Origin of the sequence: Pseudarthrobacter sp. WHRI 8279, assembly GCF_040224115.2 — a bacterium.
Lineage (GTDB): Bacteria > Actinomycetota > Actinomycetes > Actinomycetales > Micrococcaceae > Arthrobacter.
The window spans coordinates 2,717,831-2,741,919 of the sequence record NZ_CP168162.1 but is presented as its reverse complement, the minus strand read 5'-3'; the positions used below and the strand labels follow the sequence as shown (position 1 = coordinate 2,741,919).

Annotated in this window: 20 protein-coding genes; 3 read left to right on the top strand and 17 right to left on the bottom strand. The window is 64.6% G+C overall.

All coding sequences use genetic code 11. The features are described from left to right. Positions 1-161: 161 nt before the first annotated feature. Positions 162-3,815 carry a methionine synthase gene (gene metH / locus ABRP28_RS12660; RefSeq protein ID WP_350004952.1) on the top strand — a complete coding sequence of 1,218 codons (3,654 nt, stop codon included), beginning with the start codon at positions 162-164 and terminating at the stop codon, positions 3,813-3,815. A gap of 36 nt (positions 3,816-3,851) precedes the next feature. Here metH and ABRP28_RS12655 read toward each other — a convergent pair whose 3' ends face one another. The 15 genes from ABRP28_RS12655 to ABRP28_RS12585 all read right to left on the bottom strand — a co-directional run bounded on the left by ABRP28_RS12655 (position 3,852) and on the right by ABRP28_RS12585 (position 19,141). Then, positions 3,852-5,039 (bottom strand): hypothetical protein, encoded by a 1,188-nt coding sequence (locus ABRP28_RS12655; protein ID WP_350004955.1) that lies wholly within the window; start codon positions 5,037-5,039, stop codon positions 3,852-3,854. A 76-nt stretch (positions 5,040-5,115) separates the two neighbouring features. After that, positions 5,116-6,078, bottom strand: a complete 963-nt coding sequence (locus ABRP28_RS12650; protein ID WP_350004957.1) for a sugar kinase — start codon at positions 6,076-6,078, stop codon at positions 5,116-5,118. After that, complete coding sequence (locus ABRP28_RS12645) at positions 6,075-6,752, bottom strand: bifunctional 4-hydroxy-2-oxoglutarate aldolase/2-dehydro-3-deoxy-phosphogluconate aldolase (RefSeq protein WP_350004958.1); 678 nt, start codon at positions 6,750-6,752, stop codon at positions 6,075-6,077. Before ABRP28_RS12645 ends, ABRP28_RS12650 begins: the two co-directional genes overlap by 4 nt. A 64-nt stretch (positions 6,753-6,816) precedes the next feature. Beyond that, on the bottom strand, positions 6,817-7,569 hold the full coding sequence (locus ABRP28_RS12640; RefSeq protein WP_350004960.1) for an SDR family oxidoreductase: 753 nt from the start codon (positions 7,567-7,569) through the stop codon (positions 6,817-6,819). 11 nt (positions 7,570-7,580) lie between these two features. Further along, a complete protein-coding gene (locus ABRP28_RS12635) occupies positions 7,581-8,606 on the bottom strand; it encodes an alcohol dehydrogenase catalytic domain-containing protein (RefSeq protein WP_350004962.1) in 1,026 nt (341 codons plus the stop codon). A 69-nt stretch (positions 8,607-8,675) separates the two neighbouring features. Beyond that, positions 8,676-9,527: a fumarylacetoacetate hydrolase family protein gene (locus tag ABRP28_RS12630; protein ID WP_350004964.1), complete on the bottom strand. Its 852-nt coding sequence runs from the start codon at positions 9,525-9,527 to the stop codon at positions 8,676-8,678. 37 nt (positions 9,528-9,564) lie between these two features. After that, entirely contained in the window at positions 9,565-10,317 is a 753-nt protein-coding gene (locus ABRP28_RS12625) for an SDR family oxidoreductase (RefSeq protein WP_350004966.1), read from the bottom strand. Between the two features lie 37 nt (positions 10,318-10,354). Continuing rightward, a complete protein-coding gene (locus ABRP28_RS12620; RefSeq protein WP_350004968.1) occupies positions 10,355-11,068 on the bottom strand; it encodes a GntR family transcriptional regulator in 714 nt (237 codons plus the stop codon). Beyond that, complete coding sequence (locus ABRP28_RS12615; protein WP_350004970.1) at positions 11,061-12,260, bottom strand: fumarylacetoacetate hydrolase family protein; 1,200 nt, start codon at positions 12,258-12,260, stop codon at positions 11,061-11,063. The genes ABRP28_RS12620 and ABRP28_RS12615 overlap by 8 nt, the downstream gene beginning before the upstream one ends. Further along, on the bottom strand, positions 12,257-13,744 hold the full coding sequence (locus ABRP28_RS12610; RefSeq protein WP_374152848.1) for an aldehyde dehydrogenase (NADP(+)): 1,488 nt from the start codon (positions 13,742-13,744) through the stop codon (positions 12,257-12,259). Before ABRP28_RS12610 ends, ABRP28_RS12615 begins: the two co-directional genes overlap by 4 nt. 19 nt (positions 13,745-13,763) lie before the next feature. Beyond that, entirely contained in the window at positions 13,764-15,068 is a 1,305-nt protein-coding gene (locus ABRP28_RS12605; protein WP_188813528.1) for an enolase C-terminal domain-like protein, read from the bottom strand. A gap of 33 nt (positions 15,069-15,101) precedes the next feature. Further along, on the bottom strand, positions 15,102-16,382 hold the full coding sequence (locus ABRP28_RS12600; RefSeq protein ID WP_350004974.1) for a TRAP transporter large permease: 1,281 nt from the start codon (positions 16,380-16,382) through the stop codon (positions 15,102-15,104). 8 nt (positions 16,383-16,390) lie between these two features. After that, complete coding sequence (locus ABRP28_RS12595) at positions 16,391-17,005, bottom strand: TRAP transporter small permease (protein ID WP_350004976.1); 615 nt, start codon at positions 17,003-17,005, stop codon at positions 16,391-16,393. Further along, a complete protein-coding gene (locus ABRP28_RS12590) occupies positions 17,002-18,051 on the bottom strand; it encodes a sialic acid TRAP transporter substrate-binding protein SiaP (protein ID WP_350004978.1) in 1,050 nt (349 codons plus the stop codon). Before ABRP28_RS12590 ends, ABRP28_RS12595 begins: the two co-directional genes overlap by 4 nt. Before the next feature lie 31 nt (positions 18,052-18,082). Beyond that, entirely contained in the window at positions 18,083-19,141 is a 1,059-nt protein-coding gene (locus ABRP28_RS12585) for an Ldh family oxidoreductase (RefSeq protein ID WP_350004980.1), read from the bottom strand. 185 nt (positions 19,142-19,326) lie between these two features. Here ABRP28_RS12585 and ABRP28_RS12580 point away from each other — a divergent pair, with 185 nt between their 5' ends. Continuing rightward, entirely contained in the window at positions 19,327-20,559 is a 1,233-nt protein-coding gene (locus ABRP28_RS12580; protein ID WP_350004982.1) for a saccharopine dehydrogenase NADP-binding domain-containing protein, read from the top strand. Positions 20,560-20,581: 22 nt separating this feature from the next. Here the strand turns inward: ABRP28_RS12580 and ABRP28_RS12575 are convergent, their stop codons facing one another. Further along, positions 20,582-21,406 carry an alpha/beta hydrolase gene (locus ABRP28_RS12575; protein WP_350004984.1) on the bottom strand — a complete coding sequence of 275 codons (825 nt, stop codon included), beginning with the start codon at positions 21,404-21,406 and terminating at the stop codon, positions 20,582-20,584. A gap of 110 nt (positions 21,407-21,516) precedes the next feature. Further along, a complete protein-coding gene (locus tag ABRP28_RS12570; protein WP_256247130.1) occupies positions 21,517-22,209 on the bottom strand; it encodes a GntR family transcriptional regulator in 693 nt (230 codons plus the stop codon). Positions 22,210-22,349: 140 nt separating this feature from the next. Here ABRP28_RS12570 and ABRP28_RS12565 point away from each other — a divergent pair, with 140 nt between their 5' ends. Further along, the gene (locus ABRP28_RS12565) at positions 22,350-24,089 is read left to right on the top strand and encodes an L-lactate permease (RefSeq protein WP_350004986.1); all 1,740 of its coding nucleotides are present in this window, start codon (positions 22,350-22,352) and stop codon (positions 24,087-24,089) included.

The following is a 24,089-nucleotide window of genomic DNA, read 5'->3' as shown; positions in this document are numbered from 1 at the left end:
GGAGCCCCTCTCAGCTGCAGCTTTACATAACGTCGGCTTTCGGTTTGCGGGCAAAGGCTGCGACGGAGAAGGCTTTGGAAGCAGGCGCCTGTGGCGGCCCACCCGCCGTAGCATCCGGACACACAGCGCAACGTGTCAGCCCCGCCACGTAACCTGTTTAGATGCCCCGTTTTGCGCTCGACATCGAATCCGTCCCCCGTCCTGCCCGTTCGCAGGAGCTGCTGGACGCCGTGAACCACCGGGTCGTCATCGCCGACGGCGCGATGGGCACCATGCTGCAGGGCCGCGACTTGTCCCTGGAAACAGATTTCCAGGGCCTCGAAGGCTGCAACGAGATCCTCAACGACACCCGGCCGGACGTCCTCGCGGACATCCACGACGCCTATTTCGCAACGGGCATCGACGCTGTCGAAACCAACACCTTCGGCGCCAACTGGTCCAACCTCTCCGACTACGGCATCGACGACCGCATCGAAGAGCTCGCCCGCAAGGGCGCACAAATTGCCCGTGAACGCGCAGAAGCGGCAGAAAAAACAGACGGCCGGATGCGCTGGGTCCTGGGCTCCATGGGGCCGGGCACCAAGCTCCCCAGCCTCGGGCACACCAGCTACGACTACCTCAAGCAGACGTTCGCCCTGCAGGCCGAGGGCCTCATCGACGGGGGAGCGGACGCCTTCCTGATCGAAACCAGCCAGGACCTCCTGCAGACCAAAGCCGCGGTCAACGGCTGCAAGCAGGCCATCGTCACCCGCGGCATCCGCCTCCCCATCTTCGTCGAGGTGACCGTCGAAACCACCGGAACCATGCTGATGGGCTCCGAAATCGGCGCCGCCCTCACCGCCCTCGAACCCCTCGGCGTCGACGCCATCGGCCTGAACTGCGCCACCGGCCCGGACGAGATGAGCGAGCACCTCCGCCACCTCTCCAAGCAGTCCTCCGTGGCCATCGCCTGCATGCCCAACGCCGGACTGCCCGTCCTCGGCCCCAACGGCGCGCACTACCCGCTCTCACCCACCGAACTCGCCACCGCACACGAGCAGTTCGTACGCGAGTTCGGACTGGGCCTGGTGGGCGGCTGCTGCGGTACGACGCCGGAACACATGGCCGCCGTCGTCGAACGCCTTGCCCCCTTCCGCACCGCAGGCCCCGTCACCACGGACACGAAAGCCAGCAACGGCGCCGCCCGCACCCCCACCGAGCGCGAAGCAGGCATCGCTTCCCTCTACCACCACGTGCCGTTCGACCAGGATTCCGCGTACCTCGCCATCGGTGAGCGCACCAACGCGAACGGTTCCAAGGCGTTCCGCCAGGCGATGCTCGAGGAGCGCTGGGACGACTGCGTGGACATCGCCCGTGAGCAGGTCCGCGTCGGCGCGCACTTGCTGGACGTCTGCATCGACTACGTGGGGCGCGACGGCGTGGCCGACATCAAGGAGATCGTCTCGCGTTTCGCTTCGGCCTCCACCCTCCCGCTCGTCATCGACTCCACCGAACCGCCCGTGCTGCAAGCCGGGCTTGAGCTCATCGGCGGCCGCCCGGTGGTCAACTCCGTCAACTACGAGGACGGCGACGGCCCCAACAGCCGCTTCGCGCGCATCATGCCGCTCGTGAAGGAACACGGCACGGCCGTGATCGCCCTGACCATCGACGAACAGGGCCAGGCCCGCACCACCGAAGGCAAGGTGGCCATCGCCTCCCGCCTCGTCGACGCCCTGGTGGGCGAATGGGGCATGCGCGTCGAGGACATCATCGTGGACGCCCTGACATTCCCCATCGCCACCGGCCAGGAAGAAACCCGCCGGGACGCCATCGAAACCATCGAGGCCATCCGCCAGATCACTGCGAAGTACCCCGGCATCAACACCACACTTGGCGTCTCCAACGTGTCCTTCGGCCTGAACCCGGCAGCGCGCGTCGTCCTCAACTCCGTGTTCCTGCATGAGGCCGCGCAGGCCGGCCTGACCAGCGGCATCATCGACGCCGCCAAGATCGTGCCGCTCGCTTCCCTGCCGGAAGAGCAGCGCAAGGTGGCGCTGGACCTCGTCTGGGACCGCCGCGAATACGACGCCGACGGCAACACCACCTACGATCCTCTCGCCGTCATGCTCGACATGTTCGCCGGCGTCGACACCGCAGCGCTCAAGGACCAGCGCGCCGCCGAACTCGCGGCGTTGCCCACCGGCCAGCGCCTGGAGCGGCGCATCATCGACGGCGAAGGCAAGGGCCTCGAGGAGGACCTGGACCTGGCCCGCAGTGAGGGCATGACCCCGCTCGGCATCATCAACGATCACCTGCTCGAGGGCATGAAGGTGGTGGGTGAGCGCTTCGGCGCCGGCGAAATGCAGCTGCCGTTCGTGCTGCAGTCCGCCGAGGTGATGAAGAATGCCGTCGCCCTGCTCGAGCCGCACATGGAGAAGTCGGATTCCTCCGGCAAGGGCACCATGGTGATCGCCACCGTGCGCGGCGACGTGCATGACATCGGCAAGAACCTGGTGGACATCATCCTCACCAACAACGGCTACAAAGTCATCAACATCGGCATCAAGCAGGGCATCGCCGAGATCATGGCCGCGGCGGAGGAGCACAACGCCGACGTGATCGGCATGTCCGGGCTGCTGGTGAAGTCCACCGTGGTGATGAAGGAGAACCTCGCCGAGCTGCAGTCCCGCGGCCTGGCGAAGAAGTGGCCCATCATCCTGGGCGGCGCCGCCCTGACCCGCGCCTACGTGGAGCAGGACCTGGCGGAGCAGTTTGACGGCGTGGTCCGGTACGCCAAGGACGCCTTCGAGGGCCTTGCCCTCATGGAACCGCTGGTGAAGGTGGCCCGCGGCGCGTCCCCGGACGACGTCGGCCTGCCGCCTTTGAAGAAGCGCATCCACAAGGGCGGGGCGAAGTTCACGGTGACCGAGCCGGAAGCGATGCCCGGCCGGTCCGACGTCGTCACCGATAACCCGGTGCCCGCGCCGCCGTTCTGGGGCACGCGCATTGTGCGCGGCGTGGCGCTCCACGACTACGCGGCCTTGCTCGACGAGCGCGCCACGTTCATGGGGCAGTGGGGGCTCAAGCCCGGCCGCGGCGAAGACGGCGCCTCCTACGAGGAACTGGTGGAACGCGAGGGCCGGCCGCGCCTGCGCTACTGGCTGGACCGCATCCTCGCCGAGGGAATGCTTGATGCATCCGTCGCCTACGGCTACTTCCCGGTGGTTTCCGAGGGGGAGCAGGTGGTGGTGCTGCACCACGGGGAGGATCACGACGGCGTCCTGGGCGCCGCGGGCCTCCTCGCCCCCGACGGCGGTTCAGGCGGTCCGATCGGCACCGAGCGGCTGCGCTTCGACTTCCCGCGCCAGCGCCGCGACCGGCACCTGTGCCTGGCCGACTTCGTGAAGTCGCGCGAGTCCGGGCAGATCGACGTGCTGCCGGTCCAGCTGGTCACCGCCGGCTCGAAGATCGAGGAGTTCACGTCCAAGATGTTCGCCGCCAACCAGTACCGCGACTACTACGAGCTCAACGGCCTGGTCATGCAGCTCACCGAGGCGCTGGCGGAGTTCTGGCACGCGCGCATCCGCAAGGAGCTGGGCTTCGCATCCGAGGAGCCCAAGGACACGGCAGGGTATTTCAAGCTCGACTACCGCGGTGCACGGTTCTCGCTCGGCTACCCCGCGTGCCCGGACATGGAGGACCGCCGCAAGGTGACTGAGCTGCTGAAGCCCGAGCGGATGGGCGTGGTCCTCAGCGATGAGCTGATGCTGCACCCCGAACAGTCCACCGACGCGTTCGTGTTCCACCACCCGGAGGCGAAGTACTTCAAGGTGTGAGTTGGTGCCGGGGCAGGGCTGGGCTGGGCAGGGCTGTCAGGCAGGAACCTGCTGCCGCTTTTCCGAGCGGGCGGAAAGCTTCCTGACCACCAGGTAGGGGAGCCAGCACAAGGGCTGGAAGAAGACGGTGGCAAGGAAGAACGCTACTGCGACGTCCTGGTCGGCGGTGGACAGGCTGGTGCTGGCGACAACTGTCATGAATCCCGTCAGCAGCGCGCCGCCGGAGTAGATGAAGATATACGGCCACCGAAGGTAGCTGCGCAGGAGGAAGAAGAACAGCAGGCCGAAGAGCAGAACCACAGCGAAGCTGATGATGAGACTGGCCGGTTCCGCGGGTCGGCCGGCCCAGGCAAGCTGTTGGACGAAGACCGTCATGCCCAGCCAGACGAAGACCAGCATTTGGATGATCCAGGTGGTAACCGGGTGGCGCGCCCGGGCACGCTTCAGCGCCGGATCCCGGGCCTCCTCAGCCTGGCGCTCTGCGTGCTCAACATCAGACCATTGGGCCCGGAGACCTGGCTCGTCGGCCTGCCAGCCGTGGGCAAACCGGTACGGGACGAGGTTGGGGAGTTCGTCCAAAAGCCGGAGCCTGCCGGCGTCGTCCAGTACCTGCGTGTCGTGGCGGTACAGGACCTGGGGAGTGTAGAAAAGCGGGATGCCTTCGTCGCTGAGGTGGCTGAGCCACGTATCGACTCCCTGATCCCAGTGGGACGGGAAGGGAATGCTCATTAATTCGTCCCTGTTATCGGCCCGGTAGCGGATGTACAGGATGGGCGCGGTCTCGGTAAAACGCCTTCCATATCGGTTGAGAGTTTCCCGCACGATGCACAAGGACACTACTGCTGACGTGACCTGGGCCAGGTTCACGGAGCGCAGGGTGGGTGGGGTGTCCTTGCCTAAACGGACGCCCTTCTCCAGCGGATTGGGCCACTCCGCGGACTCCACCCGGTCTTCAAACAGCGTGTACTCGGGCAGGTGCCGGTACCGCAGCCGAAGTTTGCGGCCGGCGGATACCAGCCGGGCAACCATCCACAGGCCCAGGGGCACCGCGGCCAGCGTGACGAGGAACCAGGTGCCCGGGTACATGGCCGCCAGCACGAGCGGGGCGACGGCAAGCCCCGCGCCGATGAGGACACCCGTGCCCAAGATTAGGGCGTAGGCAGTCATCCAGAAAAGGTCCGGCCTGCGCACCGGGTTGAAGTGGACGAGGCCTGGCTGTTCCATGGATTCCTTTGTTCGCGGAGGTCAAGGGAACCGTGCGCCCCTTCAGCATCCTACGGGCCCTTCAGGGCCGCGGCATTCACCGAGTGACTGACTCTGTTTGGTGTAGCAGGGCAAGCTCTGCGCGTGTTGGGAGTCCCTCCCAGTCCCCGTAGGCAAGGCAGGCGAACGCTCCGGTTTTGGCGGCGAGCTCGAGCCGGTCCGAAGGGGCTTTCCCGGCCATCAGGTCCGCCAAGTAGCCAGCGACAAAGGCATCGCCGGCCCCGACGGTGTCCACGGGTTCGATCGCCACAGCGGGCTGGCGGTAGATCTCGCCGTCAATGGACGCCACGGCACCTTTGCTTCCCAGTTTGATGATCGCCTGTGAAGGGCCGAGCTCGGCCAGGCGTTGTGCCAGTTCGGTGGGCTCGTGTGCAGGTCCGATGGCAAGCGCCGCCTCCTCGTCGCCGGCGAAGACGATGTCGGTGAGGGGAATCAGCTCCTGGTAAGCGCGCCGGGCGTCCGCTGTGGTCCAGAGGTTCGCCCGGTAGTTAAGGTCGAACGAGACGGTCACGCCTTCTGACCGGGCGATGTCGATGGCCTCGCGAATAGTCGCAGCTGCGGTGGCTGACAACGCGGGCGTGATGCCGCTGACGTGGAGAACCGCGGCTCCCGAAATGAGCTTCGAATCCAGGTCCTCCGGCATCAGCCTTGAACCGGCACTGCCCCCGCGGTAATAGCTCACCTTTTGCGTGGACATCGTTCGCCGTTCCTTGAGCATGAGCCCTGTCGGCGCTGACGGATCCTCGATGCTTCGGACCGTGACACCTTCGGCACGAATTTCGCGCCGGACGAGCTGGCCGAGCGAATCGGCCCCTGTCCGGCCACACCACACCGCGTTGCCGCCGAGACGCTGGACGCCGATGGCCACGTTGGATTCGGAACCGCCGATGCCGAGGCCCATCGAGGAGACGTGGGCCAGCGGTCCAGGATGCTGGGCCGTGAGGAGAGCCATCGTCTCCCCGACTGTCACCAGATAAGGTGCCGCTATGGACGTGCTCACAGCGTTGCCCTGGCTTCGTCGACGACGTTCCGCAGGCGGCGCGCGCGCTCACTGAGCTTGCGCAAGTCTCCACCCTTGAAGGCGTCGCCGAGTAGCGGGCCACCCAAACTGACGGCCAACGCTCCCGCCGCCACCCATTCGGCGGCGTCGTCGATGCTTACCCCTCCGGAGGGAACCACGTCAATGCCCGGAAACGGTCCCCGCAGCATGGACACGTATCCGGGACCGACGACCGATGCAGGGAAAACCTTGACCGCCGTCGCCCCTGCCGTCCACCCCTTATACAGTTCCGTGGGAGTCAGCCCACCAGGGTAGATCGCGACGCCGCGTTGAACTGCTGCCGAAATAATGGCGCCATCGGTCACGGGAGTGACAAGGTATGTTGCTCCGGCGTCGATGGCCTGAACCGCTTCGTCGACCGTGGTTACAGTGCCCACACCGAACTCGGCCGCGCTGCCGAACCGGTCCTGCAGCAGCGGGAGTTCCTCAAAGACCCCGGGGGTGCTCAGGGTCAGCTCGATGCTGGACACCCCACCGTGAACCAGTGCTTCCACAACGGGGGCATAGGCACGTGCATGGGAAGCACGCAGGACCGCTATGGTTCCGGTGTCCAGCAGTATTTGGGAAGCGGGCGCGCGTTCGATGACGGCTGGCGGCTGTTCTGGTGGAGGCACGGCTATTCCTTCTATTGGCGCGCTGGTGTGGACGGAGGACCGCTGCAACGACGGTGCGGTGACGTCAACGGCCCAGCCACCCGCCGTCGACGGGGAGGATTATTCCGTTGACATAGTCTGACGCGGCGGAGGCGAGAAAGACGGTGGCACCACCCAGGTCTTCCGGCTGCCCCCACCTCGCGGCGGGAATGCGCCCGAGAATCGCCCGCTCACGATCCGGGTCTTCCTGCAATGCCTGCGTGTTGTCAGTGGCAATGTAGCCGGGTGCTATCGCATTGACGTTGACGCCGCGCACTGCCCACTCGTTGGCGAGGGCCTTTGTCAGACCCGCGATGCCGGACTTTGACGCAGTGTAGCCGGGGACGTTGATGCCGCCCTGGAAACTGAGGAGAGATGCGGTGAAGATGATCTTCCCGCTGCCCCTGGCGAGCATCTGCTGCCCGACGTCCCGGCTCAGGATGAACTGGCTGGAAAGGTTCACTTGGATGACCTGGTCCCACATGTCGTCCGGGTGCTCGGCCGCAGGCGTCCGGGCAATCGTGCCTCCGTTGTTGACCAGGATGTCTATGGGCCCCGCAGCAACCAGGTTGGCGGCGAGTTCGCGCACCGCGGCGCGATCTGCGAAGTCCGCGCTCATTGCCGTGAACTGGCGCCCAAGCGACGTGACGCCTTGCTCGACCGCGCTGCCTTCGGCTTCGAGGTTAGCGGAGACCCCGATGATGTCGGCTCCGGCTTCGGCGAGGGCTACGGCCATCGCCATGCCGATGCCTCTCCGGGCTCCGGTAACGACGGCGGTCTTTCCGGTCAGGTCAAACATCCCCGGAGTTCTCACGAGGCCGCCGCCCGGCAGTCGACCAGGACCTTCATGGCTCCGCCGCTTTCAAGGGCAAGGAACCCTTGCTCAACATCCTCAAGGGACACAACCCGGGAGATCATCTGGCGGGCGGGGATGGCACCGTCAGCCACAAGGCGAACAGCTTCCTCGAAATCCTCCCGCTGGTAGAGGCGGGCACCGAACATCTCCAGTTCCCGCCAGAAGAACCGGTGGAGGTCAACCTCCTTCGGTTTGGGGTGGATTGCAACCATGACGAGCCGTCCCCTGGTGGTCAGAACCTCAACTGCGGAGCTGACCCCTGCCGCCGCCCCGGAGACTTCGAAGGCCACGTCCGCTCCTGCACCGTCTGTCTCCCGCAGGACATAGTCCACGAGGTTCTCTTCGCGCGGATCGACCGTGGTGATGCCGAATCCCTTTGCTGTTTCCCTCCTGCCTGGATCGGGCTCTGCCAGCACCACACGGGCGCCCTGCCGGAGGGCTACGGAGGCAATGAGCTGACCCACGGGCCCACCGCCGATCACAACGACGAAGTCTGACGCGGTCAGTCTTGAACGCCGGACGTCGTGCACTGCGACCGCCGTCGGTTCAATGAGCGCTGCTTCATCGAGGGCGAGTCCCCCGGGCAGGGCAATAAGGACCTCGGCCGGGACGTTCCAGGTGCTCTGCATCGAGCCCTCGGAGTCGATGCCGATGAAGTTCAACTTGTGGCAGATATGGCTGTTCCCCCTGCGGCAGGCATGGCACGAACCACAGGAGAGGGTGGGCATGACCGTGACGGGTTGACCGACTGCCCATCCTGAAACCCCATCGCCTATTGCTGCGATGGTGCCTGACATCTCATGGCCGATTACCGCAGGCATGGCTACCCGCGCATCCATGTCTCCGTGGAAGATATGCAGGTCTGTGCCGCACAAGCCTGTGTAGGCAACGGCAATCTGCACCTGCCCGGCCTCAGGGGGCCCAATGGTGGGCGCCGCCGTCGTGAAGGTTCGTTCGCCGGTGTACATGGCAGCTGTCATGGTGTCGCTCCTGGTGGAAGATCTGGTTTCTGGCTGGCTTGGGGTGGATCACTTTGCCGTGAAGGCCGGCTATTGCGCCGTCACCTGTTGGTGCTGCTCGCCAAGCCTTTCGACGCCGATGGTCATGGTGTCCCCGGGGCGGAGATACGGGAACCGCCCCGAGAGCGCTACGCCCTGGGGCGTGCCCGTGTTCACGATGTCCCCTGGATCGAGGGCCATGTACTGGGAAAGGTCGCGGATGATCTCCGCGACGCTGAACACCATGTCCGCGGTGGTGGAGTTTTGCCTTTCCTCGCCGTTCACGCGGGAGTACAGCCGCAATTGCTGGGGGTCCGGTACATCGGCGGCTGGGACCAGCGCCGGGCCCAGCGGGTTAAAGGTGGGGGCGCATTTGCCCTTTGACCATTGTCCGCCGGAGTGTTGGAGCTGAAAGTCCCGCTCGGACACGTCATTGCTGATGGTGTACCCGGCGATGCAATCCAGCGCTTCCTCATGACTGCGCAAGTAGGAGGCACGCTTGCCGATGACCACCGCAAGCTCCACTTCCCAGTCGACCTTCTGGGCACCGGGCGGGAGAACGACGTTGTCGTTGGGGCCAACAACGGTGTTCGGGTGCTTGAAGAAGATGATGGGCGTGGCAGGTGGTGTGTCGCCGGTTTCGGCGGCATGCGCGGCGTAGTTCATACCGACGCAGACGACGGCACCGATCCCAGTGACCGGAGGCCCCACCCGCATGCTTCTGGCGTCTGCCAGCTCAGGCAGTGAGCCGGCTTGCAGGGCCGCGCGCGCCTGCTCGATCAAGCCGGCCCCGATGGCGGCACCGGTGATGTCCGCCGTTATCCCCCGCAAATCGTAGTAGGCGTCTCCTTCGCGGACAGCCGGTATTTCCTGTCCAGCCTCGCCCAGTCTCATCAAATCCATTGGCGTTCTCCTAGCTCAAGTGGGTTCAGGTGGTGGTTCAGGTGGGCGGACGCAGGAGGAGGCTGTGCATGCCGCCGTCGACCGCAAGAGAAACCCCGGAAGTGGACGCGTTTGCGGGATCAGCCAGGAACAGCACGGAGGCGGCGACTTCGTCCGGGGACACCAGGCGTCCGTGCGGTTGCCGGGCCTCCAAGGCCCGGCGTTCTGCTTCCGGATCGTCCGCTGCCCCGAGCAGCCGATTGACCCAGGGTGTGTCCGCCGTGCCGGGATTGACGCAGTTGACCCGGATTCCCTCCCGCAGGTGGTCCGCGGCCATAGCGCGCGTAAGGGCATCTACTGCTCCCTTGCTTGCCGAGTAGAGGGCGCGTTGCGGAAGCCCGTGCGTCGCCGCGATGGATCCGATATTGACGATCGCTGCGGCTTTTGAGCGTCTCAGGTGCGGCAGCGCGGCCGCTGATACCCGCACCATGCCCACGACGTTCACGTTCAGCACGCGAAGCCAGTCCTCATCATCGTTGTCGGCTACGGTGCCGGTGGCCCCGATGCCAGCGTTGTTAATGACGACGTCGATGCCGCCGAACGTGCGCGCTACGGCTTCCACGGCGGCCTCGACGGAGCCGCGGTCGCCCACGTCGCACTGCTGGCCCAATACGCCGTCGGGAAGGCCTGCGGGTTCCAGGTCAAGGACAGCGACGCGTGCGCCTTGGTCCAGGAGCGCGGCGGTGACGGCGGCACCGATGCCGGATGCCCCACCGGTGACAATGGCGCGGACGCCGGAAAATGAGCCCATAAAGCACTCCTAAAAGGTAATGAGTGAAGGCGGACTGTCAGCAGAGCTTGGCTGGTGGTGGCACCCGCAAACCCCTGCCGCCGTCCTGCGAAAAGGCCTCGGCGAAGCGGTGGTAAGCCCCGATCAGGTGGGCGCGCATGGCGGCTTCGGCTGCATCGGTGTCGCAGGCTGCAATCGCATTCACAATGCTGCGGTGCTCGTCCACCGTTTGCTTCCCCCTGTCGTCCGCCCGGTGAAGGCGGAAGAGGTGCAGGTGGCAGTGCGTGGCACGGTATGCGTGCAGTGCAAACTGGTTGCTGCTGGCGCTGAGGATACTGTCATGGAAGTGGGTATCGTGCGCCACAAGGAGGTGCCTGACGCTGGTTGAGTTCTCCGTCCCGGCTTCGAATGTCGAGAGTGACTTTTGCAGCATCCGGGCGGGGTTGCTTAAGCGGTTCAGTGCGGCCACCCCGGCCGCCCAAGGCTCCACCATCAGCCGAAATTCGAACAGCTCGCGGAGCTCAGCCATGTCCAGCAGTTGCGTTGTCCGGTAACCCTTGCCGGGCGTTTTGATGATGAGGTTGTCGCCCTCGAGCTGGCTCAGCGCTTCCCGCACGGGTGTTTGGGAAACTCCGAACTCCCGGGCGAGGGCATCGATGTTCACCTTCTCGTCGGGCGGCAGTTGAAGGTCAAGGATTCTGGCGCGCAACATCGCATAGACATCCACGGCAGGCCGCGCCCGGGATCCGGGTTCGGGGGATTGCTCAGCCATGGTGTACCGGCAGGTGGGGTCGGGCGGCAGGATTGTTCATCTTCAATACATACTCCAGCAGGTTGCCGATGCCGTAACTCCACGGTTCGAGTTTCTCGGTTGGTTTCACCGTGTTGGTGAGCGTTCCGAGGCGGCTGCTGCTGATCTGCACGGTGTCGCCGGATTCGTGGGTGAAACCCATGCCAGGCGCCTTTCGGTCCTCGTTCGGGGCAAAAAGGGTTCCAGTGAACAGTGCGAAGCCGTCCGGGTACTGGTGGTGCGGGCCGAAGGCCGCGCCCACGAGTTCCTCGAAGGGGCGGCTCAGCCGCTGCACGCTGTTGGTGCCGGTGAGGGTGTATCCGTCGGTTCCATGTACTGTCAGCCGGATCGTCTCCTGGCGGGCGTCGTCGAGGGTGTAGGAATGGTTGAACAGGCGGATGAAGGGGCCCAGCGCGGCTGACCCGTTGTTGTCCTTTGCCATGCCAAGCAGGAGTGCGCTCCGCCCCTCGACATCGCGCAGGTTGACGTCGTTGCCCAACGTGCAGCCACGCACGCGCCCCTGCCTATCCACCACCAGCACCAGCTCGGGTTCGGGGTTGTTCCAGGAGGAAAAGGAGGGAATGCCGATGTCCTCGCCGCATCCTACGGTCGAGAGGACAGGGGCTTTCGTGAACACCTCCGGGTCCGGTCCGATGCCAACCTCGAGATACTGGGACCAGAACCCCGCCCGGACCAGCACTTCCTTCACCCGTGCGGCTTCCTCCGAGCCCGGACGCACACCTGCCAGGCTTCCACCGATGGACTCCAACACCTGTGCGCGCATCTGCTCTGCCAGTGTCAGGTCACCGGCACAACGTTCTTCGATGACCCGCTCGATCATGCTGTCCACGAAGGTCACCCCGCAGGCTTTCACAGCCTGCAGGTCCACCGGTGAGAGAAGATGGGGTTCATCCTGGCTTCTTCCCCCGTTCAGGACGCTCTCCAGGTCCCAGCTGCGGGCCCCGTCATGCCGCGCATCCTCCAGGACGCCGTGAAGGTCCTCATGATTGAGCAGCGCGGACACAGTGTGCGCATGGTCGAAGAGATCGAGCAGCATGCCTTCGTGGAACAGGACGGGGCGTGGACCCTGGGTTTCCGGGTCCCACAGGCGGCCAACCAGCAGGGCGGCCGAGGCGTCCTGGGGAAGAATTGCTTCCGGTTCTAAACGTGTCATCGGGGTCCTCCTGCAGGTTCAAGGCTTCCGTCCACCCGGCGGGCTATGCCCCAGGGGTTCGCCTCCTGGAGCGCTGGCGGAAGTACGGAATCGGGAACGTTCTGATAGGCAACCGGGCGCATGAAACGCCTGATCGCCGCCGTGCCCACCGAGGTTGTGCCCGGTGCTGTCGTGGCCGGGTAGGGCCCGCCGTGATGCTGGGCGTAGGAGACCGTAACGCCGGTGGGCCAGCCGTTCCAGAGCACCCTGCCGGCGATACCCGTCAGGGTGGAGAGCAGCTCACCGGACGGATCGCCGTCGTCTGCTTGAACGGTGGCCGTCAGCTGGCCCTCCATCTGCGCAGCAAGCGCTGGCAGGTCGGCGACGTCGTTGTACCGGACCACCACAGTTGCCGGACCGAACATCTCACGGTGGAGCACTTCAGGATCTGACGCGACGGTTCGTGCATCGACCAGCAGGACTGTGGGTGCGGGCACCTCATCATCAGAACCCGGAACGAGGGCCTGGACGCCGTCGATCGAAGCGACCTCTCCGCGCGCCTTGCCGAACGACTCCCTGAGACCGGGAGTGAGGAGCTTGGTCAGCGGAACCTTTTTGAGTGCGGCGTCCAAAGTGCTGAGCAGCTGTTCCTCGGAGGCGGAAGCCGGGACAAAGAGCAAGCCAGGTTTCGTGCAGAACTGTCCCATGCCCGCCGTGAAGGATTCCGCGTAGCCAGTGAGGATCTCTTCAGCACGGGCGTCCCAGGCCTTGGGCATCACGAAGACCGGGTTGATGCTGCCCAGCTCCCCGTAGAAGGGGATCGGCACGGGGCGGGCACTGGCGCGATTGAAGAGCGCCCGGCCCCCAGCTGTGGAACCCGTGAATCCGATGGCCTTGACGAGCGGGTGATCCACCAGTGCCTCCGCTGCGGAGCGGCCGTCCACCAGCGCGAACAGCCCTGGAGGGGCACCGGCTTCGGCCAACGCTTCGGCCACGATTTCCCCCGTCCTGACCGCGAGTTTCTGATGCCCGGAGTGGCACTTGTGCAGGACAGCGCACCCGGCAGCGAGAGCCGAGGCGCTGTCCCCACCCATGACACTGAACGCAAAGGGGAAGTTGGAGGCCCCGAAGACGCCCACCACGCCCAGCGGCACGTTGGCCCTGCGGATATCCGGGCGGGGGCCCATGCCCCAGTCCGGATCGGCGTGGTCCACGGTGGCATCGAAGGCGATGCCCGTGCGCACCTCATCGGCGAACAGGTCCAGCTGGAAAGCTGACCGTTTCAGTTCTCCCTGAAGCCTGGCCTCAGCGAGATTCGTATCGGCGGCCGCTAACGCCACCAGTTCATCCGCGTTGGCACGAAGGGCATCGGCGATTGCATTGAGCCGGGCAGCGCGTGTTGCAGGCGACTCATCGGCAATGGTTAGGAACGCAGCGTGAGCTTCCTGCGCGGCCCGGTCCACCTGTTCGGGAGTGGTGGCGATGGTCAGGGTGGTCATGTGCATGGGAGATCCTTCCGGAAGCTCAGCGGGCATTCAGTTCCTGCCAGACGGCACCGTCCGGGTAGGACCAGCGTGAGGTGGACTCGGGCAGCATCCTGGCGCCGACACCGGGCAGCTTAGGTGCCTGGTAGCGCCCATTGGAGACTACTGCCGGTTCGGTGAAGTGCTCGTGGAGGTGGTCCACGAACTCGATGACGCGGTCCTCCATGGTGCCGGTAATGGCTGCATAGTCGAAGAAGGAGAAATGCTGCACCAGCTCGCACAGCCCGACGCCGCCGGCATGCGGGCACACGGGAGTCTCGAAGCGGGCCGCCAGCAGCAGGTTGGCGATGTTCTCGTTGACGCCGGCCACGCGGGTCGAATCAATCTGCATGATGTCGATTGCCCCCGCCTGGAGCATCTGCTTGAAGATGATGCGGTTATGGACGGCTTCGCCCGTTACCACCTTGATGGGGTGGACAGCCTTGCGGATGGCGGCGTGGGCCAGGATGTCGTCCGTGCTGGTGGGTTCCTCGATCCAGTAGGGCTCAAAGTCCTGAAGCTGATTGACCCAGTCGATGGCCTCCTGCTCCTCCCAGCGCTGGTTGGCGTCGATGGCGATGCGGACGTCCGGCCCTACCGCCTCGCGCGCCAGGGACAGGCGCCGTCGGTCGTCCTCGATACTGCCGGCGACCTTCAGCTTGATCATGCCGAAGCCGTCGGCCACCGCCTCCTTGGACAGGCGCACAAGCTTCTCGTCGCTGTAACCGAGCCAGCCTGGAGTGGTGGTGTAGGCCGGGTAACCGTGTTCCTTGAGTTCGGCGATCCGCGCTTCCTTGCCCACCTGGCCCTTTTTGAGGATGTCCGCGGCGTCTTCGGGGGTGAGGGCGTTGCGGATGTGGGTGAAGTCCACTGCGCTAATGATTTCTTCCACAGGCATTTCGCTCAGCAGCAGCCACAGCGGCTTCTGCTCCCGCCGTGCCCGGATGTCCCACAGCGCGTTGATGAGCCCGCCGGCCGCCATGTGGGACACTCCCTTTTCGGGGCCGAGCCAGCGCATCTGCGAGTCATGGATGAGCCGCCGGGAAGAGTCTCCAAGGTTGTTGACGAGTTCGTCGGTGTCACGCCCCACGAGGAGTTCACCGTAGCTGTCCATCGCGGCAGTGATGATCTCATTGCCGCGGCCGCAGGTGAACACGAGACCGTTGCCACTCTCGCCGTCGTCAGTGGTGATCTCGACATAGGCTGCCGAATAGTCCGGATCGACGTTGACGGCATCTGAGCCGTCAAGTTCGAGTGAGGTGGGAAAGCGGACGTCCGTAGTGCGGACGGATTGAATTTTTGACATGAGTGTTTTCCTAGCGGGTCAACGGCGGAAGGTTTAGAGGAAGCCGAGCAGCACGGGGAGGCCAAGCGTGACGGCGGGAACGAAGGTGATGAACAGCAGGGTGGTGACCATGGGGACGAAGAACGGCAGTATCCCCTTGATAACGACCGGTACCGGTGCCTTGGTAACGCTGGAAAGGACGAACAACACCAGCCCCACAGGTGGGGTGATCAGTCCAATCAGCAGGTTGAAGATGACCATGATTCCGAAGTGGACCGGGTCGATCCCGAACGTCTCTGCTACGGGCAGGAGGACCGGGACGAGGATCAGGATCGCCGCCGTCGGCTCCAACACGCACCCAACGAGAAGAAGCAGCACGTTGACGAGGATCAGGAAAACGATCGGCTGGTTGGTGATATCCAGAATCAGGTTCGCAGCTACCTGCGGAGCCTGTTCCCTGGCCAGTACCCAGCCGAAGAGTGCGGCCGCGGCAACGATGAGGAGCACTGAGCCGGAGGTCTCGACAGTCGTCAGCAGCGTGCGGTACGCCTTCCGCCACGTGAGTGCCTTGTAGACGACGGCGAGGACTGCGATGTAGACGACGCCGATCCCGCTGGCCTCGGTCGGGGTAAAGATGCCGCTAAGGATGCCGCCCAGGATGACCACTGCAGAACCGAGGGCCGGAACCGCACCGAGGGCCGTCTTGCCACGGGTGGCCCACGTCGCTTTGGGCAGGCGGAGCTGGTTCTTCTTCCGCATGAGCAGCCATACGGTGGCGCATAGTGCGGCGACAAGGATCAACGCGGGGACGATCCCTGCCATGAAGAGGGCACCGACGGAGACTCCAGCCGTGACCGCGTAGATGACTGCTGGAATGCTGGGCGGGATCATGGGTGCAATCAGGCTCGAGGCGCCTGTGACCCCGAGCGCGAACTCCTGCTTGTAGCCGCGCTTAACCATGGCCGGCACCTGAACCCGGCCCATCGCAGCGGCGTCGGCGATAGCGGCGCCGCTCATCCACGAGAAGCCGAAGCTGGTGGCGACGTTGACGTAGCCCAGGCTGCCCCGGAGGTGGCCGATGGCTGCCACCGCGGCGTCGTAAAGCTTGTCCGTAACACCGGACACGTTGGCCAGGTTGCCCAACAGAATGAACATCGGGACGGCGAGGATTGAGAAGCTGTCGACGCCGGACACCGTCTGCTGGACCGCCGTGCCGAGACGCACGGACGGGTCCATGAGGACATAGCCGAGGGACGGAATGAGCAGTGCGATTGAGACGGGGACGCGAAGGGCGAGCAGCAGCAGAAGGCTGATCACCATGATGAGGAGTGTCATATTGGTTCCTAGACCGCTTCCCGTTCGAGGTTTTCCATCGCATCCGGCACTAGTTCGGGATGGCGGATGTTGAGATACATGTGCACGAGGGCGTGGAAGCAGATCAGCGCGAATCCTGCTACGGCGGAGCTGTAGACAAGGCTCATGGGCAATGACGTCGCGGGGGCCTGGAGGCGCGCCGCGCCAGCTGCGAATTCTGCTCCCGCGAATGCCATCATCCCCGAGGCGATGATCACCATGGCCAAAGCGAAAGTATCCAGGACGATTGTCCCCTTCCGCCCCAGCTTGCTGGCGAGGAGGTCCACTGCGATGTGGATGCGGCGCGCCATGACGAAACCGGCGGACACGAACGTGAACCACAACAGGGCGAACCGCGCAAGCTCCTCAGTCCAGGTGAAGGGCGAATTGAAGATGTATCGGCTCACCACCTGAAGAACGATCAGACCGAGCGTACCCACGAGGAATGTGCACGCTGCGACCCTCTCCGTGACTACCAGGTACCGGTACGGGGCGCTCCGTTGTTCAGCGAAATCAGGGTCATCGGGTTCCTGCGGGACCCGCAGCCCCGTTGCAATGTTGTTTTCAGTTTCCCGGTATGTTTGCCCACCTACAGCTTCAGTCATCGGGCGGACTTGATCTGGTCGTAGAGGTCACCCCAAGGCTGCTGCCGCATGGCTTCGCCTGCAGCGGCGGCGAAGGACTCGCGGTCCACATCCTCATTGACTTGGATGCCGCTGCCGGTCTTCCATTCCTCGAGGATGGACTGCTCCTGCTCCTCGACGCAGGTACGCGTGGCCTCTGCACCGGCCTGCATCGCTTCCTCGAGTGCAGTGCGTTCTTCATCCGAGAGGCCCTCATAGACCGCCCGTCCGGTGTTCAGCTGAACGCCCTGGATCATGTGGCCGGTGAGGTTGATGTAGTCCTGCACCTCGTTGAATTTGGCGGTGGCGATGGTGGGAATGGGGTTTTCCTGGGCGTCGATAACGCCCTGCTGCAGGGCGAGATACACCTCGTCGAGCGCCATCGGAGTTGCGGTTCCACCCATCGCGCCGACGTTGGCCAAATAGAGGGGAGCGTTGGGGGTGCGGATCTTGAGGCCGGCAAAGTCCGCCGCGGTGCTGATCTTTTTGTTCGCCGTCACGTGGCGGGTGCCGTAGTACCAGCTGGAAAGTACCTTGATGTCCGAGGACTCATAGAGGTCGTCGAAAACGGTTTTCATCTGCTCGCCGTTTGCTGTGTCCACGAAGTGGTCCACGTCCTGGAACAGGTAGGCCGCATCGAGGACGGCTGCGTTCTGCTCCCAGACGCCCAGGAAGGACGGGCCTGCCACGGCCATGTCGAGGCTGCCCGAGGCGACCTGTTCGAGCAGCTCGGATTCGTTGCCCAGCTGCGCGGACGGAAAACTCTGGACCTGCAGGCCGCTTCCCTGCAATTCCTTCTTGATGGTGGCGATGCCGCACTCTTCCACAGGGTGGCCGGCGTCATAAACGTGGGCCAGGCGCAGGGTTTTCGCGTTAGCGTCAACGGACTCGACCTTGCTGCGGTCCACCGGTGCACCGACGCTGCAACCGGACAGCAGCAGAGCCGCCGCGGCGGCCACGCTTAGTACGAGCTTCCCTTTGCCACGGGGAGCTGCCACGTTGCTGGTGGGGTTAGTTTCAAGCTTCATTGCTGAATCCTTCCGAAAAACGAGTTGGTCGTTAGGTTGTTGAGTGGGTTTTGAGGGGCGAAAGGGACAGTTCCTTGGCCAGGGCGTCCAATTGGCTGATGGTCGATGCAGGCAGGGGGACGGCTTCCGCGGCGTCTGCTTGGCGACGACGCTCCGGGTCTCCGGGCGCATCGACAGGCTGGCCACCCGGACCCGATGAACGCACGCGGTTCTGCAGTGTTGCCACGCGCGATGCCGTATGGGCGCTTCCCCCGAAAGCAGCAGTATCAAGGCCGATGACCAGATGACCGTTGTTCATGCGGGATGCTGGATTGGACCAGATATCGATGGTTTCAAAAGCGTAAGTTGCGTCCGTCAGGGACGCTGCGAAGGCTTCGAGCAGAACGGCAACTGCTGAGCCCTTGTGTCCGCCGAAGGGGATCATCGATCCTTTTTCCGCTTCGAAAGGGTCAGTGGTTGGGTTTCCGTGTGCGTCAACGGCCCAGCCCTCCGGAAGTTGGGTGCCTTCGTTCTTCGCGGCGATCACCTTGCCGTAGGCGCCATTACTGGTGGCCAGGTCAGCGGTAAGGGGCCATCCTGAAGAGCTGGGAACACCAAGTGTCAGCGGGTTTGTACCGAGGACCTTTGCAGTTCCCCCATGAGGTGCGACGACCGGTCCCGTCGACGAGGTAATAAAGGACATAAAGCCTGCCTCGGCGAGCATGTCGCTCCAAAAGGCGCCGGCGCCGAAATGGCTGCTGTTGTGAACGGCGACAGCGGCGATGCCCTGCGCACGACCGACGCTGATGACCCTCTCCACAGCAGCCTGCATTGCTACCTGCCCCAGCGCAGCATCGGCGTCGAGTACTGCCACGCTGCCTTGATCCTTGGAGAACTTCAGGCTGGGCCGCGGATTAATCCCTCCGAGCCGCAGCGCTTCGCAATACAAGGGAAGGCGGAGCAGTCCGTGGGAGTAGATGCCGCGCTGATCCGCCTGCACAAGAGAGCGGGCCGTGAGGTCCGCATCCGTGCGCGGAACACCACGGGCAGCCAACGCTTCTGTAGCGAAGCGAACAAGATCCGGCTGTGGGAAGAGTTGCTGGGTACTCATCGTCGAACGCCCTTCATATAGGAATCTCTAGAATCCTATATGCATTGTGGGCCAGGCCACAAGTGCTCCTCAAGGGTTTTAGCGAACTCACGCAGTGCAGCGGGCTCATCAGTTCCGGTTGTTTCGAGGACCAAGGCAGGAAGCCGTGCGTCCGCTTGGAGTTGCCGTTGTGAAAGGCTGCAGTTATGGACAACTCACCGAGGGACCATGACCTCGTTCTCTTCGGAGTGACGGGTTTCGTTGGCCGGCTGATCGCCGGCTACGTTGCGGAGCATGCGCCGGCCGGTATGCGGGTTGGACTCGCGGGCCGGTCGAGGGCCAGGCTCGGGGCGGTTCGGTCCCGGTTGCCGGTTGCGGCGCACGGGTGGGCCCTCATCGAAGCCGACACGGAGGACGCGGACTCGCTGGCGGCCCTGGCCGCGGGCACACGTGTGCTCTTCACAACTGTCGGTCCGTACGCGAAACACGGACTACCTGTGGTCGAGGCATGCGCACGGGCCGGTACCCACTACGCCGACCTCGCCGGTGAGGTGTTCTTCATCCGGGAGGCGATCGATCGCTACGACGCTCTAGCCAGGACAAACGGGGCCAGGATCGTGCACTCTTGCGGCTATGACTCTGTGCCGTCCGACCTCGCCGTACTGCTGCTTCATCAGGCGGCGGAAGCCGATGGCGCTGGCGGTTTGGCCGAGGTCCAACTCGTTGCCAGGGCCAAGGCCGGCATCAGCGGAGGCACGCTCGAATCGATGCGGGGGCAGCTCGACGCGATGCGATCGAGCACCGCGCTGCGGTCATTAGTAGCTGACCCCTACGCTCTGAGCCCCGACCGCGCACGGGAACCGACAACACCACAGCCTCCCGATGCCGGTCCTGTGCGCCGTTCCGCTGACGGCACCTGGACCGCGCCATTCATCATGGCCCCTTTCAACACCCGGATAGTGCGCCGCAGCAACGCATTGCAGGGCTGGGCCTACGGCCGCTCCCTTCAGTACGGCGAGGTGATGGGGGTGGCCCCGGGACCGGCAGGAGCGGTCATCGCCAGGGCAATGACATTCGGGCTCCGGACATTCACCGGCGCGATGGCGTTCCCGCCCACCCGGAGGGTGCTCGACCGCTTTCTTCCGCCACCAGGTGCGGGACCGAGCACCAGCAGGCAGCGCGCGGGCTGGTTCCACTCCCAAGTCACCGCCCGCACCGAAGGCGGCCAGCGTTACCAGGCGATTGCTGCTGGCCCTGGTGATCCCGGCTATGCCGCCACCGCCGTGATGGCAGGGGAAACTGCCCTCGCTCTTGCCCTCGACGGTGACCTGCTGCCGACTGCGGCAGGGTCGCTGACACCGGCCACTGCGCTCGGCAACGTCCTCATCCAGCGACTCCGCGCTGCCGGCCACACTTACGAGGTAACCAAACTCGCCTGAACCAGTCCCTGCACGGCGCCTGTCAGGAATGGGTGTCGAGGTAGTGCAGAATCGCCCGGGCTGTTTCCTCCGGGGCGCTGACGTGGGGGCAGTGCCCGGTGGCCTGGAGCTGCACCAGGGTGCTGTGTTCCAGATTTTCGTGCAGGTAGGCGCCCACTTCCGGCGGGGCAAGCCGATCGTTGGAGCACTGCAGGATCAGGCAGCTGGTGTGCACCTTTTTCAGTTCAGGGCGGGTGTCGGAGAAAAAGGTTACCCCGGCGAAGTGCCGTGCGATGGTCGGATTTGTCCGGCAGAAGCTGACTCGCAGGTCCTCCGCTAATTCGGGCTCCTGCGGGTTGCCCATAACCACGGGGGCCAAGGCCGCGGCCCAGGCGAAATAGTCGCTGTCCAAAGCTGCCAGCAGGCCCTCGATATCTTCCCGCGAAAACCCGCCCACGTAGCCGTCGTACGGGTCATCGGTATGACGGGGCGAAGGAGCAAGCAGGACCAGTTGGGAGAAACGGTTGGGGTCCTGCACTGCGGCGATCACGGCGATCATCGTGCTGACACTGTGGCCCACCAGGATGACGTCCTCAAGTTCAAGGGCGGCGCAAATCTCCAGCAGGTCCGAGGCGTACCCCTTCAGGGACCCGTACTTCTCCCAGTCATAGGCGCTGATGTCGGAGTGTCCTGCACCGACATGGTCAAAAAGCACCAACCGGTAGTCATCAACGAAATAGGGCAGCAGCTTCCGCCACATAGCCTGATCACAGCCAAAACCGTGGGCAAACATCATCACAGGCCCATCATCCTGACCCGATATGGTGACATTGTTTCGGCCCATTACCGCCGCAACTGCTTCGCTCACGTCCTCACTGACCCTCCATCGGGTGGCGTCCTGTCCCAGACTATCCACGGGAAATAGCGAATCCTAGGGATCCTCCCACTATGACCTTCGTGGTGAGATAGGCAGGCTCCTTACTCGGCTACCAAGTCGGACGGCGACTGGGCTTCAGGTCCGGCCTCGCCACCCATTGCAGCGACCAGCCGTTCACGGGCGCGCCCCAAATGGACGTCAAGCAGACCGGCGGCTTCGTCGCCCCGGCCTTCCTCAATCAGTTCCAGCAGCCTCTGGTGCTCCGCCTGGATCAGGGCGGTGTCGAGGAGGTGCAGCGACTGTACACGGGACATGCACAGGCGGACTTCCCCAACGAGCGACCGGTACATCTTGCTGATGCGCGTATTGCCCACCGCATCGATCAGGCTGGTGTGGAACCTCATGTCTGGTTCCACCACGTCCAGCGGCGCACCGCTCTTGACGGCGGCAATGTCCTTGTTCGCCTGCACGGCACCGGCCGGAACGGTCCGGCCGGAGGCAAGCCGGCGGAGCACTTCGCTTTCCAGGTAGGCCCTGGCCAGGTAGATGTCCCGGACCGACTCTGGTCCCAGATCCACCACGCGTGCCGTCTTGTGCGTTCCCCTGTCCAGCAGCCCTTCGGCCACGAGCTTTTCAATGGACGCTTTGGCGGTGGGGCGGGCCACCTCGTAGGAGGAAGCGACGTCCGTCTCGGTGAGCGCCTCCCCGGAACCCAGCTCGCCGGAGAAGACGCGGCTCCGCAGATCTGCGGCGATCGCCTCCACGATGGAGACTGCTGCAATGCGACCGGGCACGTGCGTTCCCTCCCAAGGTACTTTTCCGAGTTACTTCATCTTGCCAGACAGAACGACACCAATACTTGACCAACATGTGTACTTGTTAGACAATCGAAGGGCGCCACGGTGTTGTGACGCCTAACACAATCTGGAGACACATGTTTCAGCAGATCCTCGACCCCATCGCCGGGTCCCTCGTGATTTCAGCCCTTTGCGCAGCTCTTCCCCTCGTCCTGCTTTTCGTCCTCCTTGGCGTCTTCAAGGTCAAAGCACCTTTCGCCGCCCTGGCCGGCCTGGTCCTGTCACTGGTGCTGGCCATCGTCGGCTGGCAGATGCCGGTCAACCAGGCCCTGAGCGCCACGGCGGCCGGCATCTTCTACGGGCTGTTCCCCATCCTGTGGATCCTGGTGAACGCGCTCTGGATCTACCGGCTCACCGTGGCCACGCCGTGGTTCGAGGTTCTGGGACGCACCATCCGTTCCATCTCCAACGACCTCCGGATCCTGGCCATCCTCATCGCCTTCTGCTTCGGTGCGCTGCTTGAGTCGCTCGCCGGCTTCGGCGCACCCGTGGCAATTTCCGCAGCCATGCTGATGGCCGCCGGCATGAAACCCCTGAAGTCCGCGATTGTCTCGCTGCTGGCCAACACCGCTCCCGTGGCGTTCGGCGCCATGGCCGCACCCATCATTGCCCTCAACGGCGTCACCGGCCTGCCGCTGAATGAGCTGTCCGCCATGGCCGGACGCCAGACGCCGTTCATCGCCCTGATCGTCCCGCTGCTGCTGGTGTTCATCGTGGACGGCCGCCGCGGCGTCAAGCAGACCTGGCCCGTGGCACTGGTGGCAGGTGCCGCCTTCGGCCTGGCCCAGTTCGTCACCTCCAACTACTTCGCCGTGGAACTCACGGACGTCGTCGCCGCCGTCGTCACCGTGGCCGCCGTCCTGCTCATGCTGAAGGTCTGGCAGCCGAAGGAAACCGTGGGCATGGGCGGTGCCGTGGAGGCTGCTGCAGTCCCCGCCGTCGTCAGCGCCGGCGGAACGGGCGGCTCCGCGGCACAGGAAGGTACGGCACAGGAAGGTATGACGGCGGCACGCGGCAGCGGCGGCAGCGCCCTGCCTGCAGACCCCGCCATCCCCACGGACAACTCCCGGCCCGAGCCGCGCCAGATCTGGATGGCGATCGCGCCTTACCTGATCATCATTGCGGTGTTCTCCGTGGCCCAGATCCCTGCTGTCAAGGCCTGGCTGACCCAGGTGGGCAGCGTGACGTTCGCCTGGCCCGGCCTGGAGATCACCGATTCGGCGGGCAAGCCCGTGGCGGCCACCAAGTTCAAACTGGACCACCTCAAGGCCACCGGCACCCTGCTGCTGTTCTCCGGCCTGCTCACCATGTTGCTGTACAAAATCAGTGCATCCCAGGGCCTGCGCATCTACCGCGACACCGTGGTGCAGCTGCGCTGGACCATCGTCACCGTCACCGCCGTGCTGGGCCTCTCCTTCGTGATGAACCTGTCCGGCCAGACCACCACCCTGGGCTTCGCCCTGGCCTCCGCCGGCGGCTTCTTCGCCCTGCTCTCGCCGCTGATCGGCTGGATCGGCGTGGCACTCACCGGCTCGGACACCTCCTCCAACTCGCTGTTCGGGCAGATGCAGGCCACCGCAGCGGAGCAGACCGGACTTTCACCCGTGCTGATGGCTGCGTCCAACTCCTCCGCCGGCGTGATGGGCAAGATGCTGTCCCTGCAGAACCTGGCCGTGGCCTCGGCTGCGGTGGGTCTTGACGGTGCCGAGGGAACCCTGTTCCGCAAGCTCATCGGCTGGAGCCTGGGCCTCCTGGCCCTCATCACGGTCCTGATCTTCCTGCAGTCAACGCCCGTCCTCGGCTGGATGGTTCCCTGA